The 14,646-nt window shown below is 66.8% G+C and carries 10 protein-coding genes; 7 read left to right on the top strand and 3 right to left on the bottom strand.

Translation table 11 applies throughout. The annotated features are described in order from the left end of the window. The first annotated feature begins 61 nt into the window (after window positions 1-61). A complete protein-coding gene (locus LJ754_RS09415; protein ID WP_227926353.1) occupies window positions 62-1,168 on the top strand; it encodes a glycosyltransferase in 1,107 nt (368 codons plus the stop codon). Window positions 1,169-1,207: 39 nt separating this feature from the next. Here LJ754_RS09415 and LJ754_RS09410 read toward each other — a convergent pair whose 3' ends face one another. Then, complete coding sequence (locus LJ754_RS09410) at window positions 1,208-3,499, bottom strand: glycoside hydrolase family 3 C-terminal domain-containing protein (protein WP_227926352.1); 2,292 nt, start codon at window positions 3,497-3,499, stop codon at window positions 1,208-1,210. Between the two features lie 165 nt (window positions 3,500-3,664). On the opposite strand from LJ754_RS09410, the gene LJ754_RS09405 reads away from it, so the two are divergent. Further along, window positions 3,665-5,323 (top strand): ABC1 kinase family protein, encoded by a 1,659-nt coding sequence (locus tag LJ754_RS09405; RefSeq protein WP_227926351.1) that lies wholly within the window; start codon window positions 3,665-3,667, stop codon window positions 5,321-5,323. A 10-nt stretch (window positions 5,324-5,333) separates the two neighbouring features. Here LJ754_RS09405 and LJ754_RS09400 read toward each other — a convergent pair whose 3' ends face one another. Further along, window positions 5,334-6,689 carry an MFS transporter gene (locus LJ754_RS09400; protein WP_227926350.1) on the bottom strand — a complete coding sequence of 452 codons (1,356 nt, stop codon included), beginning with the start codon at window positions 6,687-6,689 and terminating at the stop codon, window positions 5,334-5,336. A gap of 228 nt (window positions 6,690-6,917) precedes the next feature. Between LJ754_RS09400 and LJ754_RS09395 the strand changes: the two genes are divergently transcribed. From LJ754_RS09395 to LJ754_RS09385, 3 genes are read left to right on the top strand one after another with little or no spacing between them, the layout of a single operon-like run. Beyond that, window positions 6,918-7,790, top strand: a complete 873-nt coding sequence (locus LJ754_RS09395) for a shikimate dehydrogenase (RefSeq protein WP_227926349.1) — start codon at window positions 6,918-6,920, stop codon at window positions 7,788-7,790. 20 nt (window positions 7,791-7,810) lie between these two features. Then, complete coding sequence (locus tag LJ754_RS09390; RefSeq protein WP_227926348.1) at window positions 7,811-9,667, top strand: bifunctional sugar phosphate isomerase/epimerase/4-hydroxyphenylpyruvate dioxygenase family protein; 1,857 nt, start codon at window positions 7,811-7,813, stop codon at window positions 9,665-9,667. Window positions 9,668-9,669: 2 nt separating this feature from the next. Then, window positions 9,670-10,434, top strand: coding sequence for an IclR family transcriptional regulator domain-containing protein (locus tag LJ754_RS09385; protein ID WP_227926347.1), 765 nt, complete (start codon window positions 9,670-9,672; stop codon window positions 10,432-10,434). 24 nt (window positions 10,435-10,458) lie between these two features. Here LJ754_RS09385 and LJ754_RS09380 read toward each other — a convergent pair whose 3' ends face one another. Next, the gene (locus tag LJ754_RS09380; protein WP_227926346.1) at window positions 10,459-11,838 is read right to left on the bottom strand and encodes a glutamate decarboxylase; all 1,380 of its coding nucleotides are present in this window, start codon (window positions 11,836-11,838) and stop codon (window positions 10,459-10,461) included. A 328-nt stretch (window positions 11,839-12,166) separates the two neighbouring features. Here LJ754_RS09380 and LJ754_RS09375 point away from each other — a divergent pair, with 328 nt between their 5' ends. Together LJ754_RS09375 and LJ754_RS09370 are read left to right on the top strand one after the other, a co-directional pair. After that, window positions 12,167-12,577, top strand: a complete 411-nt coding sequence (locus tag LJ754_RS09375) for an Hsp20/alpha crystallin family protein (RefSeq protein ID WP_227926345.1) — start codon at window positions 12,167-12,169, stop codon at window positions 12,575-12,577. Window positions 12,578-12,611: 34 nt separating this feature from the next. Beyond that, window positions 12,612-14,615: an MFS transporter gene (locus tag LJ754_RS09370; protein WP_227926344.1), complete on the top strand. Its 2,004-nt coding sequence runs from the start codon at window positions 12,612-12,614 to the stop codon at window positions 14,613-14,615. The last annotated feature ends 31 nt before the right edge of the window (window positions 14,616-14,646 follow it).

Below are 14,646 nucleotides of genomic sequence, written 5' to 3'. Positions count from 1 at the left end.
CGAACTAGTAAGTATACTGAAGACAGATTTTCACAGGGACGGATTTCGGGAGTAAGTACATATGAGCGCAGCTGGGGATTCGACCATCAGGGTGGCTTCGGTGCCGCACAGCCAGGTCTACATCCGGCACACAGACGCCGTCCCCGGCGAGCCGGGCAGCGTGGTTCGGCTGCCGGACCCGGATCCCCGCAACCCGGGCCAGTCCACTGAAGCCAAGTGGTGGCCGCCGGTCATGCTCGACGCTGGCTGGATCCGGGAGAACGCCGGCAGCTTTGACCTCATGCACATCCACTTCGGCTTCGATGCCATCACGCCGGAGGACCTGCGCGCCGTCACGGAAGAACTGAAGGCCCAGGGCAAGCCGCTGGTCTACACGGTCCACGACCTCCGCAACCCGCACCACCTCACGCCGGATGCGCATAACGCGCAGCTGGATGTCCTCATCCGCGCGGCCGATGAACTGATTACCCTCACCCCGGGCGCTGCCGCCGAAGTTGAAGGCCGGTGGGGGCGCGCCCCGCACGTGCTGCCGCACCCGCATGTGGTGGACCTGGACGAATTGGAACGCCGGCAGGCCCGCCGTCTCGCCGAGACGCCGCGGAATGAATTCCGGGTGGGAGTGCACCTGAAGAGCCTGCGCCCGAACATGATGGAGGGCGCCGTCCTGCCGTCCCTGCTCGACGCCGTGGAGGCGCTGCCCGGGGCGGTCCTGCAGGTCAACGGACATCCGGACATCCTGACGCCGGAGGGGGACAAATACCGTCCCGAACTGTACCGCTGGCTCACCGAGGCGGCCGACGCCGGCCGACTGGAACTGCAGGTCCGGGATTATTTCGACGAACCGCAGCTCTGGGACTACCTCTCGGGCCTGGACGTGTCCGTGCTGCCGTACCGCTTCGGAACCCATTCGGGCTGGCTGGAGGCATGCACTGACCTGGGCACCAGCGTGCTGGCCCCGTCCTGCGGCTTCTACGCACAGCAACGGCTATCGGTTACCGAGTTCGTGCACAACGAAGAAGGCCTGGACGCGCAGTCGCTGGCCAACGCCCTCAAGCAGCTCCACGGCAACCGGCCCTGGCCCGGGCTGACCCGGGAAGAGCGGACAGCCGAACGCCGCCGGGTGGCCGCAGCGCACGAAGCGATCTACCGCTCGCTCCTGGACAGGTAGCCCCGGCCGGACCGGCCGGACCGGCTGGTCCGCCCGGGGCTATCGGCCCGGCGCCAGTGCCTGCTCCAAACCGGCGAGCACCTCCGGCTTCAGCGGGCTGCCCGGAAACCGGGCCAGCCGCCGCAGCGGGAGCGAACCCATCATCGCCAGCGCACCGGCGAGCCCGGAAGGACCGGCGTCCCCGGCGCCCGCCCCGCCCATTCCGCCCAGCAGCTGGCGGCCCTGCGGATCCGCCAACCACTCCGACACTGTCGAGTTCAGCGTGAGCGGGTGCCGTTCCCCGGTACTGCCGGCACCGGGCAGCTCCACGGTGCCGGTCAGCCGGATATCCCGCGAGGAGGAGCCGACGTCGATCCGGCATTCTCCGGCGTCGGTGACCCAGTGGTGAGCGGCAGTGTCATATCGTGCCAAGGCGGTCAGCGGCAAGGTGAAAAGCACCGTATCGGACGCCCCCGCTTCCAGGAACACCTTGCTGAAGGCCCGCAGCTGCCGCGGCGCGGTTCCAGATGCAGGAGCCGGAGCGCCGGAGTACACCTGCACCACCTCGGCCCCGGCCCGCGCCCCGGCGTTGGTAACCGTGAGTTCCACCGTGAGCAGCGGTCCGGCTTCCGAATCGGTGGTCCGCACCGTGAGGGAACTGTAGGCGAAGCTGGTGTAGGACAGCCCGTGGCCGAAGCAGTATGCCGGTGCCATGGCGCGGGCGTCGTACCAGCGGTAACCCACGAGCAGGCCTTCGCCGTAACGCACGGTGCCGGCCTCGCCGGGGTAATTGCCAAAGGCGGGAGTGTCCTCGATCCGGTGCGGAAAGGTTTCCGCCAGTTTCCCGGAGGGGTTCACGTCCCCCAGCATTACATCCGCCACTGCTTCACCGCAGGCCTGGCCCGGAAGCCATGCCTCCAGCACCGCCGGTACCCGCTCGCTCCATTCGGTTTCGACTGCGCCTCCGTTGAACAGCACCACCACCGTCCAGGGGTTCGCCGCCTGAACTGCCCGCAGGGTGTCCAGTTGGCTGGCTGGCAGGCCGAGGTCCGGACGGTCAAAGCCCTCCGACTCCCGGTCCTCGGGCAGGCCGAGGAAAAACACCACCGCATCGGCCGCGGCCGCGGCCGTTTCGGCTTCGGCCACCAGCGCCTCGTCCGGTGTCCCGTCCAGCCGGTACCCGGGCGCGAACACCGCTGCCGCTGTCCGTTCGGCCAGGACATCCAGGGGAATGCTGACCTGCGTGGGCGTGACCTGCGAGGACCCTGCGCCCTGGTAACGCGGAGTCCGGGCCAGTTCGCCCACCACCGCCAGCCGGAGGTCCGGGGAGAAGGGGAGGATCCCGCCGTCGTTCTTCAACAACACCATGGACTCCGCCGCGGCCCGGCGGGCGAGCTGGTGGTGTGCTGCCGGATCCACCGGTTCACGCACTGGTGCAGCGGAGTGTGCGCCCAGCTGGACCAGCCGTGCCACGGAGGTGTCCACCATGTCCCGGCTTATCGTCCCGGCGTCAAGGCCGGCCTGCAGTTCGGCTGTTCCCAACCCGTTGCTGGCCGGCATCTCCAGATCCAGGCCGGCAGCGAGCGCCGCAGCTCGGTCGGTGACGGCGCCCCAGTCCGACATCACCAGGCCGTCAAAACCCCACTCGCCGCGCAGCACCGTGTCCAGCAGCCAGGCGTTCTCCGCGGCGTGGATGCCGTTGACCTTGTTGTACGCGGCCATCAGGGTCCACGGTCGGGCACTGCGTACTACGGTTTCGAAGGCGCGCAGGTAGATCTCACGCAGGGTGCGCTCATCCACTGCTGCGTCTATCCGCATCCGCTCCGCTTCCTGGTTGTTGGCGGCGAAATGCTTGGGGCAGGCGCCCACGCCGACGGCCTGCACCGCACGGATCCAGGCCGCACCGAGCAGCCCGGCCAGCAGGGGGTCCTCGGAAAAGTACTCGAAGTTGCGTCCGCACAGCGGCGTGCGTTTGATGTTCAGCCCCGGACCCAGGACCACGTCCACCCGGGCAGCTGCCGCCTCCCGCGCCGTCGCCGTGCCCAGCAGCGCCAGCAGCTCCGGATTCCAGGAACAGGCCGTGAGGCACTCGGCAGGGAAACAGGTGGCGGGCAGGGAATCACCAATCCCGGCTTCCGTCTCGCTGCGGGCACGGCGGATTCCGTGCGGGCCGTCGGAGAGCACCAGGGAACGGATGCCCGCAGCCGGGGCAGCTGCCGTTGTCCAAAAGGTTTCCCCGGAGAGCAGCAGCAGTTTCTCCTCGATGGGCAGGGACGCCGCAGGTCCGGGCAGTGGCCCGGGTACGGATGTGCGGGGATAGTCGCCGAGCGGTCCGGCTGCGGGGATTGGCATGTGCCGGAGTCTAGGACTCCGGTACGGTCCGCCGGAAGAGCACGAACGCGTTGGGGGGCCCGGTCCCGGGCATACACACGGGACCTGTGCGGAGGTTGGGCACGGCGGCTAGTGTTTCGGTATGCACCTGGCCGCAGAGCCGTGTCGGCGGATCGGAGCAGATCAATGATTAGCCATCTGGACCGGTACCGGCAGATCGCCGAGATACTCTCCCGGAACGGTTTGGGGTTCCTGGTGTCCGCCATGGGATTGGAAGGCCGGCTCCCGTTCCGCCGGCAGCAACCTCCGAATGAGGGCAGGCAGCGCCGGACCCGCCCGGAATACCTGCGCACCGCCTTGGAGGAACTGGGGCCCACCTACGTGAAGATAGGCCAGCTGCTCTCCACCCGCCCGGACCTGCTGCCGCCGGAGTACCAGGAGGAGCTCGCCAAACTGCAGGACGACGCCGTGCCGGTGCCGTGGCCGCGGATCCACGAGGAACTGCGGCAGGAGCTGGACGCGGACCCCCTGGAAATTTTCGCGTCCTTTAACACCAGCGTCATGGCCAGTGCCTCCATCGGCCAGGTGTATGCCGCCTCCCTTCGGGACGGCAGGCAGGTAGTGGTCAAAGTTCGCCGGCCGGGAATCGCCGAGGAGGTGGCCCAGGACCTTGAGATCCTGCAGAACCTGGCGAATACGGCGAGCAAGCACTGGGAAGCCGCGCGCGACTATGACGTCACCGGGCTGATGGAGGAGTTCGCCTCCACCCTGCGCGGAGAACTGGACTACCTGCAGGAAGGACGCAACGCGGACCGGTTCCAGCTGAACTTCGAAAACAACGCGGCCATCACCATCCCGGTCATCTACTGGGACTACACCACCTCACGGGTGCTGACCATGGAGCGCATCAACGGGACAAAGGTCACCGACACGGCCGCACTCGACGCAGCCGGCATAGACCGCCCGGCGCTCGCCCGCGCAGCTACTGCATGTGAGATGCAGATGGTTTTCGACGACGGTTTCTTCCATGCCGATCCGCATCCCGGGAACCTGTTCGTGGAGCCCGGCGGCAGTGTTGGATTGATCGACTTCGGCATGGTGGGGGAGGTGGATGAACGGCTGAGGAACCAGTTGTCCGGCCTGTTCGTGGGGATTGTCCGCCAGGATCCGGAACGAATGGCCAACGCGCTGGTGCGCATCAATGCCTCCGGGGTCCGGGTGGACCGGGTCAAGCTGCGGATGGACCTGGGTCCGCTGATCCGGATGTATTCGGGAAAGGACCTGCGCACCGCACCGGTGGGCAACATCATCACCACCGGGCTGGGCATCCTGCGCGCGCACCACATCCAGCTGCCCCGGGAAATGGCCCTGTTGCTGCGCATGCTGATCATGACCGAGGGGATGGGCGAAGTACTGGACCCGGACTTCCGGCTGGGCCCGGTCCTGGGGCCGTATGCCCGGCGGATGGCCCGGCAGCAGCTGAACCCGGTGAACTACGCACGGCGGCTGGGCCGGGCAGGTACAGAGGTCCTGGAGTTGGGTGCAGAGCTACCTGACCAGGTGCGCCGGCTGCTAAACACCCTGGACTTCGAGGGGATGGAGGTCCACATCCGGGCGGAGGAGCTGCTGCCGCTGGTGATCCGGCTGGAGCGCGTGGGCAACCGCATGGTTGCAGCCATTTTCGCCTCCGCCTTTATCCGCGGCGTGGGCGAGCTGGCCCTGGGGGATTCCTCCCGCTGGAAGTCCTGGCAGGCACCGCTGATGAGCGCAGGGCTGGCGTCCACGGGGGCGCTCGGCGGGTACATTGCCTGGACCTCCCGCCGGACGCGGCTCCGCGGCCTGTAGCCGAAGACGGTCAGGGAATCACGGGCTTCACCCTGGCCGGGCGGGCGGGATCTGCCGCAGGAACCTGGCCAAGCTTCGCCGTCGGAACGTGCGCGGTCTCCCTTGCTGTGAAGGCCGAGACGGCCGCGATGAGGCAGATCACCGCGGTGAATCCGCTGGTCACCAGCCAACCGCCCGGGTCCAGGCCGCCGAGCGCCGCAACGATGGACGGCGCAAAGCCGGCCATCAGGAAGCCGAGCTGGGTGCCGATGGCCAACCCGGAGAAACGCACGTTGGCGCTGAACATTTCGCCGTAGAAGGAAGGCCACACGGCATTAGCCGCGGCGTAGCCGCAGGAGAACACCGCGATGGATAGGGCAAACTGCAGCAGCGTGTTCCCCGACTCCATGGACAGCAGGTAGAAGGGCATAATCACCGCACTGGACACGGCGCCATAGATAAAGACGGGCCGGCGGCCGATCCGGTCGGCCACCCGGCCGAAGAGCGGCTGTGTCAGCAGGGCGACGGCGTTGCCGGCCACCACCAGCCATAGCGTGATGTTCTCGTCGACGTCGCCCACTTCCGTGCCGTACTTGATGGCGAGCGTGCCGTACACCGTGGACACCGCAGCAATGAAGGCGCAGCAGATGACCCGAAGGACATCGCGCCAGTGGTTCTGCAGCAGTACGCCCACCGGCAGCTTGGCAAGTTCGTTGCGTTCCTTGGCTTCGGTAAACGTAGGGGTTTCGTGCAGCGACCGGCGGATGAAGTACGTGACTATTACCACCACGGCGCTGAGCCAGAACGGAATGCGCCAGCCGATGCTGTATTTGATGTCATCGGGCAGCGAGACAACGGGGATAAAGACCATGGCGGCAAGGATCTGGCCACCCTGGGTACCGGTGAGGGTCCAGGAGGTAAAGAAGGAGCGGCGGTTGTCCGGTGCGTGTTCCAGGGTCATGGAGCTGGCGCCGGCCTGCTCGCCGGCGGCCGACAGCCCCTGCATCAGGCGGCAGAAAACCAGCAGGATCGGCGCCCACCAGCCGATGGTGCCAAAGTCCGGAAGGCAGCCGATCAGGAACGTCGAACCGCCCATGAGCAGCAGCGTGAACATCAGCACGCGCTGGCGTCCCACCCGGTCACCGAAGTGGCCCAGGATGACGGCGCCCACCGGGCGCGCCACGTAGGCGAAGCCGAAGGTGGCGAGCGACATCACGCTCGCCTGGGCGTCAGCGTCCGGGAAAAACACGCGGGGAAAAATCAGGGCGGCAGCTGAGCCGAAAATGAAGAAGTCGTAATACTCGACGGCGCTGCCCATAAAGCTGGCAGTCGCGGCTTTGCGCGGGGTCTTGCCCGGTGCTGATCCGGCGGGGGCGGATGCGTCCATTGCATCTCTCCTGACATGGGCGGAAGCGGTAGGGGAAGCTGTGCTGGAGGAGATTGTGCGGAACATTGTGCGGAACGTTTGTGCGGATAGCGCACGCCTGTGCATGATCCGTACACGTGAAGTAATGTAGCTCACAGCGAAGTCTCCGGCAAGGCGCAATCCCTTACACAGGGAATGCTCCGTCACGGCACGGAGACGGGTGAATCATGCAGCGGGAGGAGCTGGTCCATGAGCGGCACCAATGAAACATTCATTGTCGGACTGATCGGTGAAGGCATCACCGCCTCGCTCACGCCGCCCATGCATGAGCGCGAAGCCGCCTGCCAGGGACTGCGCTATATCTACCGCCCCATCGACCTCCTGACGCTGGGGCGGCCCGGCACCGATGTCGGCGAGGTGCTGCGTTGGGGCCGGGACCTGGGCTTCAACGCCTTCAATGTCACCCATCCCTGCAAGCAGCTGGTCCTGGCCGAGCTGGATGACGTCTCCGACGACGCCGCCCGGCTGGGCGCCGTCAATACCGTGCTAATCCGGAACAGCCGGTTCATCGGGCACAACACCGATTTCTCCGGTTTCGGCAGTGCCCTGGCGGATGGCCTGCCGGACGCCGAGCTGGACTCGGCAGTGCAACTGGGCGCCGGCGGCGCCGGCGCCGCCGTGTCCTACGCACTCCTAACCGCCGGAACCCGCCGGCTCACCATCCTGGACCTCGAGCCGGCACGGGCCGCGGACCGGGCAGCGGCCCTCACGCATCTGTTTCCCGGCCGGCAGATCACCGCCGGCACGCCCGGGGACCTGCCCGCTGCGCTCCCCGGGGCGGACGGACTGGTGCACGCCACTCCGCTGGGGATGCACTCCCATCCCGGCCTCGCCGTCGATCTGGACCTGCTGGACCCCTCCCAGTGGGTAGCGGACGTGGTTTACCGCCCGGTGGACACGGAACTCGTCCGCGGCGCAAGGGCCAAGGGCTGCCGGGTACTGGACGGCGGCCGGATGGCCGTGGGACAGGCCGTGGACGCTTTTGAACTCATCACCGGCATCCGGCCCGACCCCGCCCGGATGCACGCCCACTTCACGGAACTCATCAGCCAGGGCCGCTGAGGCCGGGAACCGGAGCACCCATGCGCACCTCTATCGCCACCGTCTGCCTGAGCGGCAGCCTCGAAGAGAAAATGCGGGCCTGCGCTGCGGCCGGCTTTGACGGCGTCGAAATCTTCGAACCGGACCTGGTGGTTTCTCCCTCCACCCCGGAACAGATCCGCGCGCTGGCCGGGAGCCTCGGCCTCAGCCTGGACCTCTACCAGCCCTTCCGCGATTTCGAAGGCGTGGGTGGTGAGGAACTGGCGGCGAACATGGTGCGGGCCCGGGCCAAGTTCGAGCTGATGAACCGGCTGGGTATTGAGACCATGCTGCTGTGCAGCAACGCGGGCACGGCAACCGTTAACGACGACGCCGTGGCTGCCGGCCAGTTGAGCCGCCTCGGTGACCTTGCTGCCGGGTACGGCGTGAAGGTGGCCTATGAGGCCCTGGCCTGGGGCCGCTACGTCAACGATTTCGAGCACGCCCAGCGCATAGTGGATTTGGCCCGGCATCCGAACATCGGCACCTGCCTGGACAGCTTCCACATCCTCTCCCGCGGCTGGGACCCGGGAGCCATTGAAAAGATCCCGGCGGAGAAGATCTTCTTCGTCCAGCTGGCCGACGCCCCGAAACTGTCCCTGGACGTGCTGTCCTGGAGCCGGCACTACCGGGTCTTCCCCGGCCAGGGCGCTTTTGACCTGGTGGGCTTTATGGCGCATCTGGTCCGCACCGGCTACGATGGACCGGTCTCGCTGGAGATCTTCAATGACGTGTTCCGGCAGACGGCTGAGGAACGCACCGCCGTGGACGCCATGCGTTCGCTGACCTTGCTTCAGGAACGCACCGCCGCCCGTCTGGCGGCGGACGACGGCGCGGCACGCTATCCGATGTCCCTGGCGGCCCTGCCCCCGGTGGCCGAACCCAGCGGCTTCAGCTTCGCCGAGGTCAAGGCGGAGCACCCGGAGACTGTATCCACCTTGCTCCGCCAGCTCGGCTTCGAATTCGGCGGCCGGCACCGGACCAAAGCCGCGCAGCTGTGGACCCAGGGCCAGGCGAGGGTCATCATCAACGGTGCCGGCGCACTGGAACCGGGCATCTCCGCCCTCGGCCTGGACGTGCAGGATCCGCTGGCCGCCGCCTCGCGTGCCGTTCAGCTGCGCACCCGCCGGGTGCCGCGCGAAACCCAGGCGGATGAGCAGGTACTGCAGGCCGTGTACGCGCCCGACGGCACCGAAGTCTTCCTCTGCGAGGCCACCGCGGACGGTACGGCCGCCTGGGCGGGGGAGTTCAGCGCGGATCCGGGCGACGGCACGGACGCGGAGCCGCTGGTCACCGGCATCGACCACATCAACCTGTCCCAGCCGTGGCAGCATTTTGACGAAGCCGTACTTTTCTACGAAGCCACCCTTTCCCTCTCGGCTGCCGGTGCGCAGGAGGTTCCGAGCCCGATGGGCCTGGTCCGGAGCCAGGTGATGCGCAGCACCGCCGGCGGGGTGCGGCTGGCCCTGAACATCGCCCCGCTCGCGGTCGAGTCCGAACCGGGCGGCTATCCCCAGCACATCGCATTCGCCTGCACCGACCTGGTCGCTGCTGCGCGGCAGGCCGCCGGCCGGGGATTGCGGTTCCTGCCCGTACCGGCGAACTACTATGAGGACCTCGCTGCCCGGTTCCGGCTGGAGCCGGACTTCCTGGCCGCGCTGCAGGAATTGAACCTGCTGTACGACCGAGACGGCGACGGCGCGTTCCTGCACTTCTACACGGCCACCGTGGGGAACGTGTTCTTCGAAGTGGTGGAGCGGCGGGGCCGCTATGACGGCTACGGCGCACCCAACGCCCCGGTCCGGCTGGCGTCGCAGTATCTGGCGGCCGAAGGCACGCTGGCACGGAAGGACGGCTGAGAATGGAGGACAGCTACTACGTCAAGTCCGTGGAGAAGGCCTTCGCCGTACTCGGCGCCTTCAGCAAGGACGTTCCGGAACACACGGTCAGTTCGGCTGCGGCTGCGGCCGGCACCAGCCGGGCAGCGGCCCGGCGGTTCCTGCTGACCCTGCGGGACCTGGGGTATCTGGGCTACGACGGCACCGCTTTCCGGCTCGCTCCGCGGACCCTGGACATCGGCGCCTCCTTCCTGTCCCATCTTTCGCTGCCGCACGCCGCCGAACCGCACCTAAAGCAGTTGTCCGCAGATCTGGGGGAGACGACATCGCTGTGCATCCTGGACGGCAGCGACGTGGTCTACGTTTCGCGGATCACTTCGCCGCGGTTGGTGCGGGTGGCGGTCAACGTGGGCACCCGTTTCCCGGCCTGGGCCACCTCCATGGGACGGGTGATGCTGGCTGCACTGCCGGAAGCCGAGCAGGAGGAGTACTTCGCTGCGGTCCAGCTGATGCAGTACACGGCCGGCACGGTCGGCAGCATTGCGGAACTGCAGCACGCAGTGCGGCGCGCGGGAACCGAAGGGTTCTCGCGCGTCGCGGACGAACTGGAAAACGGACTGCGGGGCGTGGCGGTGCCGGTCCGCGGAGCCGACGGTTCAGTGGTCGCCGCAGCGAACGTGTCCCTGCAGCTGCACAGTTCCCCGGAGGAACGCATCGAAGAAACCGTGCTGCCGCACCTGCGGGCCGCCGCGGACCGGATCAGCAGGGACCTCGGCGGCCGCGCCTAGTGCATGCACCCGGCCCCTCAGGGACTAATGGTGGAAGCCGGGGTGCTCTGCTTCGCGGGGCATGGGCGCGTTCAGCTGGCTGAGATACGCCGTTTCCCGCCGAATGTCCGCCAGGAGGTTGTCGGCCAGGTCCATGCTCAGTCCGTTGCGGACCACAACCCGCTCCACCGTGAGGTTGGCCAGGTTGTCCGGCATGGGATACGCCGGTACCAGCCAGCCCTTGGTGCGGAGCCGTTCGGCAAGGTCGTAGAGGTTCCATTTGTCCGTCTGGCCGTCCTTCAGCCGCCATGCGAACACGGGGATATCAGAGCCGTCATTCCATAGTTCGAAGGGCCCGATTCCGGCGATTCCGCTGGACAGGTGCAGGGCCACATCCTGGGACGCCTGCTGGACCTTGGCGTAACCGTCCCGGCCCAGGCGGAGGAACAGGTAGTACTGCAGGACCACCTGGGCGCCGGGACGGGAAAAGTTCAGGGCGAACGTGGGCATGTCGCCGCCGAGGTAGCTGACATAGAAAATCAGGTCCTCCGGGAGCCACTGCCGTTCCCGCCACACCACCCAGCCCAGACCGGGGTAAACCAGGCCGTACTTGTGTCCGGACGTACTGATTGAATGCACGCGCGCCAGCCGGAAATCCCATTCCAGATCCTGCTGGATGAACGGGGCGATCATGGCGCCTGAAGCGCCGTCCACGTGGATGGCGATGTCCAGGCCGGTGGAGGACTGGATCTCATCAAGCTTCGCGGCAATCTGCTTTACCGGCTCGTACATGCCGGTGTAGGTCACGCCCATAATGGCGACGACGCCGATGGTGCCCTCATCGACGTACTTTTCCAGTTCAAAGCCGTCCAGGCACTTATGCTCCTCGCTGATGGGCACCAGCCGGGCCTCGATATCGAAGTAGTTGCAGAACTTTTCCCAGCACACCTGCACCGCGGAACTCATCACGAGGTTCGGCCTTTCCGCGGGTTTCCCCTCGCTGCGCCGTTTGTGCTGCCACAGCCGCTTCAGGGCCAGGCCGCCGAGCATGCAGGCCTCCGAGGAGCCGACCGTCGAGGTGCCGATGGTCCCCTCCGGGTCGGGTGAGTGCCACAGGTCCGCCAGGATCCGCCAGCAGTTCTGTTCAATCTGCGCGGTCTGCGGGTATTCATCCTTGTCGATCATGTTCTTGTCGAACGTCTCGCTGTAAAGCCGGTTCGCCTGGTCATCCATCCAGGTGCTGACAAACGTGGCAAGGTTCAGGCGCGCATTCCCATCCAGCATGGTTTGATCATGCACAATCTGGTACGCGGTTCCCGGCAGCATTTGCCCCTCGGCCAGCCGGAATTTCGGAGCGGACGTTTCTTCGCCCGGGCGGGAAAAAAGGGGATTAACCGATACGGAATCCTGGTTGTTCTGCGCCATTGTGGAAGCCTCTCGACGGGATGCCGGTCGGTATCGTGCCGTAGTGGACGGCGGGCGGATCCTCACAGGACTGTGCGCACCTGAAAACTATACGCGGGGCGAAAATCCATTACTAGGCTCAAGGCCAGCGGCCCGGACCGTGGGGCAAAGGCGTTTCCGCCACCACCCAATACGCCGGCTGGGCCCTGTTTGCACGGGGGTATCCATTGAGGGCAGGAACCTTCCGGACGTAACCTAGCGGCACCGGCATTCCTCCCCGCCCGGCGGCAGGGCCGGAGCAAAACCGGCGCAACCTGCGGCGAATCCGGGCCATACACAGGAGATATCCATGGCTTCACTTGCAAGGCGCGAACGCTTCGAACTGCCCGACCAGGTCCGGAAATTCTTTGAGGGGGACTGGGAGGTCCCGGCCTTCCCCATCGAGGAGTACCAGGACGGTAACAGCATGGTGATCCGTGCCGAACTGCCCAACATCAACCCCGAGCAGGACCTGGACGTTACGGTCAGCGACGGGATGCTGCATATCAAGGGTGAGCGGCGCGAACAGACCGAACACAAGGGCCGCAACGGCTACCGCTCGGAGTTCCGGTACGGCTCGTTCACCCGGGAAGTTGCCCTGCCCAGCGGCGCCAGCCAGGACGACGTCACCGCCTCCTACAACGACGGCGTCCTTGAAGTCCGCGTCCCCGTTCCCGAGGTTGGTCCCTCCTCCAAGAAGGTGCCTATCTCGCGCGGTTAGTTCCACCGCCGGAAGCCCAACCGGAAGGACCGGTATGACCACGCAGCCGGCACGGAAGCAGCGAACGTACCCGGACTGGCTGGTCATTGCCGTCCTGGCCTGCGGCGGCATTGTGGTTTCACTGGAAAAGACCGCCGTGGTGCCGCTGCTGCCCGAATACCCGCGGGTCTTCGGGGTCAGCAGCGACGACGTCTCATGGATGGTCACCGTAACCCTGTTGGCCGCCGCCGTGGCCACACCCATCGTGTCGCGGCTGGCGGACATGTACGGCAAGCGCCGGATGCTGCTGCTGGCAATGGCCATGATGGTGGTCGGAGCCTTCACAGCCTCGATTGGCGGAACCTTCACCTGGGCGCTGGTGGGCCGGGGACTGCAGGGCTTTTCCGGAGCGGTGATCCCGGTGGGAATCAGCATCCTGCGCGATGCCCTGCCGCAGAAGAAAATTGCGGGAGCCGTGTCCCTGATGAGCGCCAGCTTTGGAATTGGCAGTGCCCTGGGGCTGCCGTTGTCCGGGTACATCTACGACCGGCTCGGATGGCAGGCAACGTTTTGGGTGGTGGGAATAATCGCCGCGCTGCTCATGGTCGCCGTTGCCGTTTTTGTCCCGGAGTCGCACGTGCGCACACCCGGCCGCTTCGATTACCTCGGCGCAGTGCTGCTCTCGGCGGGGATGACCGCACTGTTGCTGGCCATTACCAAGGGCGGTGTCTGGGGGTGGACCAGTTATCCGGTGGTGGGCCTGTTCGCCGGTGCCGCCGTGTTCTTTGCCCTGTGGTTCCCGGCGGAGCTGCGCAACGGCCAGCCGCTGGTGGACCTCCGGACCTCTGCCCGCCGCCCTGTCCTGCTCACCAATATCGGGGCAGTACTGGTCGGCTTCTCCATGTACGCCAACATGCTGGTCACCACACAGCAGCTCCAGCTGCCCCGGGAAACCGGCTTTGGATTCGGGCTGAGCGTGGTGGTGGCGGGCTTGACCATGATCCCGTCCGGGCTGGCCATGGTGGCGGCTGCACCCGTGTCGGCAAGGATCACCAACGGTTTCGGCGCCAAAACCACCATGGTGAGCGGCTGCGCGGTAATGGCGGCCGGCTACCTCTGGCGTGTGCTGTTTGTGGGTTCGGTGACCGAAATCATCACCGGGGCAGTGATCATATCCGTGGGAACAGCCATGGCCATGGCCGCTATGCCCACCCTGATCATGAGCAACGTACCGCTGACGGACACTGCCGCGGCCAACGGAGTCAACACACTGCTGCGTTCGGTGGGCACCTCCACCTGCAGCGCCGTGGTGGCCACCGTCCTGGCATCGCTGACGGTGAGCATCAGCGGTGCCGCCTTCCCCAGCTTGGACGCCTTCCGGACCGTTTTCGTCTGCGCCGGAATCGCGGCACTTGCGGCCACCGGAGTGTCCTGCCTGATCCCGCGCTCCCGCCGGCGCGAGGCCACCCACCCGGATCTGCACGCGGCACCGGGGCAAGTGCAGCCGCAGCGCGCAGACGCGAAACGGGAAATCATGGTCCACGGACGCATGCTCTCGGCGGCGGACGGCAAGCCTGTGCAGCGCGGCACCGTCACCGCGCTGGATGGCACGGGCCGACCGGTGGACTGGGACCGCGCCGACGACGCCGGCTCCTACAACGTGGTGCTGCCCGGGGACGGGGAGTACGTGCTCGTCGCCAACCATGCCCACTGGCGGCCGGTGTCGGAGGTGCTGGCCTTCCCCGGCTCGGCGGCGAACCATGACATCCACTTCCGCCAGCGGCTGACCCTCTCCGGGCGGATCGAGCATGCCGGCCGGCCGCTTGCCGGTGCCCTGGTCATCCTGGTCCGGCCGGGAGGCCAGCCGTCGGTGGCCGTGCGTTCCGACACTGCCGGGAACTACGAGCTGCCGCTGCCCGGGGCCGGCAGCTACATCCTCAGCATCGTGGAGCCCGACGGTGTGAACACGCATTCCCGGCGTGTCGTCCTGCCCGCTCCGGAGACAAACATCGACGTCGAACTTGGCGGCCGCGGGCCCCGGACCAGCCTGCGGATCTGAACCGAAGACTGCGGGTAGGTCCGCTCGGTGC

The sequence above is a fragment of the Arthrobacter sp. zg-Y40 genome, from assembly GCF_020731535.1.
GTDB lineage: Bacteria > Actinomycetota > Actinomycetes > Actinomycetales > Micrococcaceae > Arthrobacter_B.
Note: the sequence above shows the minus strand (reverse complement) of the source record. Positions and strands in the feature narration are given on the sequence as shown.

Bases quoted from the DNA above. Each gene is read 5' to 3' on its own strand.
- LJ754_RS09415 (WP_227926353.1), top strand. From the start codon at position 62: ATGAGCGCAGCTGGGGATTCGACCATCAGGGTGGCTTCGGTGCCGCAC.
- LJ754_RS09410 (WP_227926352.1), bottom strand. From the start codon at position 3,499: ATGCCAATCCCCGCAGCCGGACCGCTCGGCGACTATCCCCGCACATCC.
- LJ754_RS09405 (WP_227926351.1), top strand. From the start codon at position 3,665: ATGATTAGCCATCTGGACCGGTACCGGCAGATCGCCGAGATACTCTCC.
- LJ754_RS09400 (WP_227926350.1), bottom strand. From the start codon at position 6,689: ATGGACGCATCCGCCCCCGCCGGATCAGCACCGGGCAAGACCCCGCGC.
- LJ754_RS09395 (WP_227926349.1), top strand. From the start codon at position 6,918: ATGAGCGGCACCAATGAAACATTCATTGTCGGACTGATCGGTGAAGGC.
- LJ754_RS09390 (WP_227926348.1), top strand. From the start codon at position 7,811: ATGCGCACCTCTATCGCCACCGTCTGCCTGAGCGGCAGCCTCGAAGAG.
- LJ754_RS09385 (WP_227926347.1), top strand. From the start codon at position 9,670: ATGGAGGACAGCTACTACGTCAAGTCCGTGGAGAAGGCCTTCGCCGTA.
- LJ754_RS09380 (WP_227926346.1), bottom strand. From the start codon at position 11,838: ATGGCGCAGAACAACCAGGATTCCGTATCGGTTAATCCCCTTTTTTCC.
- LJ754_RS09375 (WP_227926345.1), top strand. From the start codon at position 12,167: ATGGCTTCACTTGCAAGGCGCGAACGCTTCGAACTGCCCGACCAGGTC.
- LJ754_RS09370 (WP_227926344.1), top strand. From the start codon at position 12,612: ATGACCACGCAGCCGGCACGGAAGCAGCGAACGTACCCGGACTGGCTG.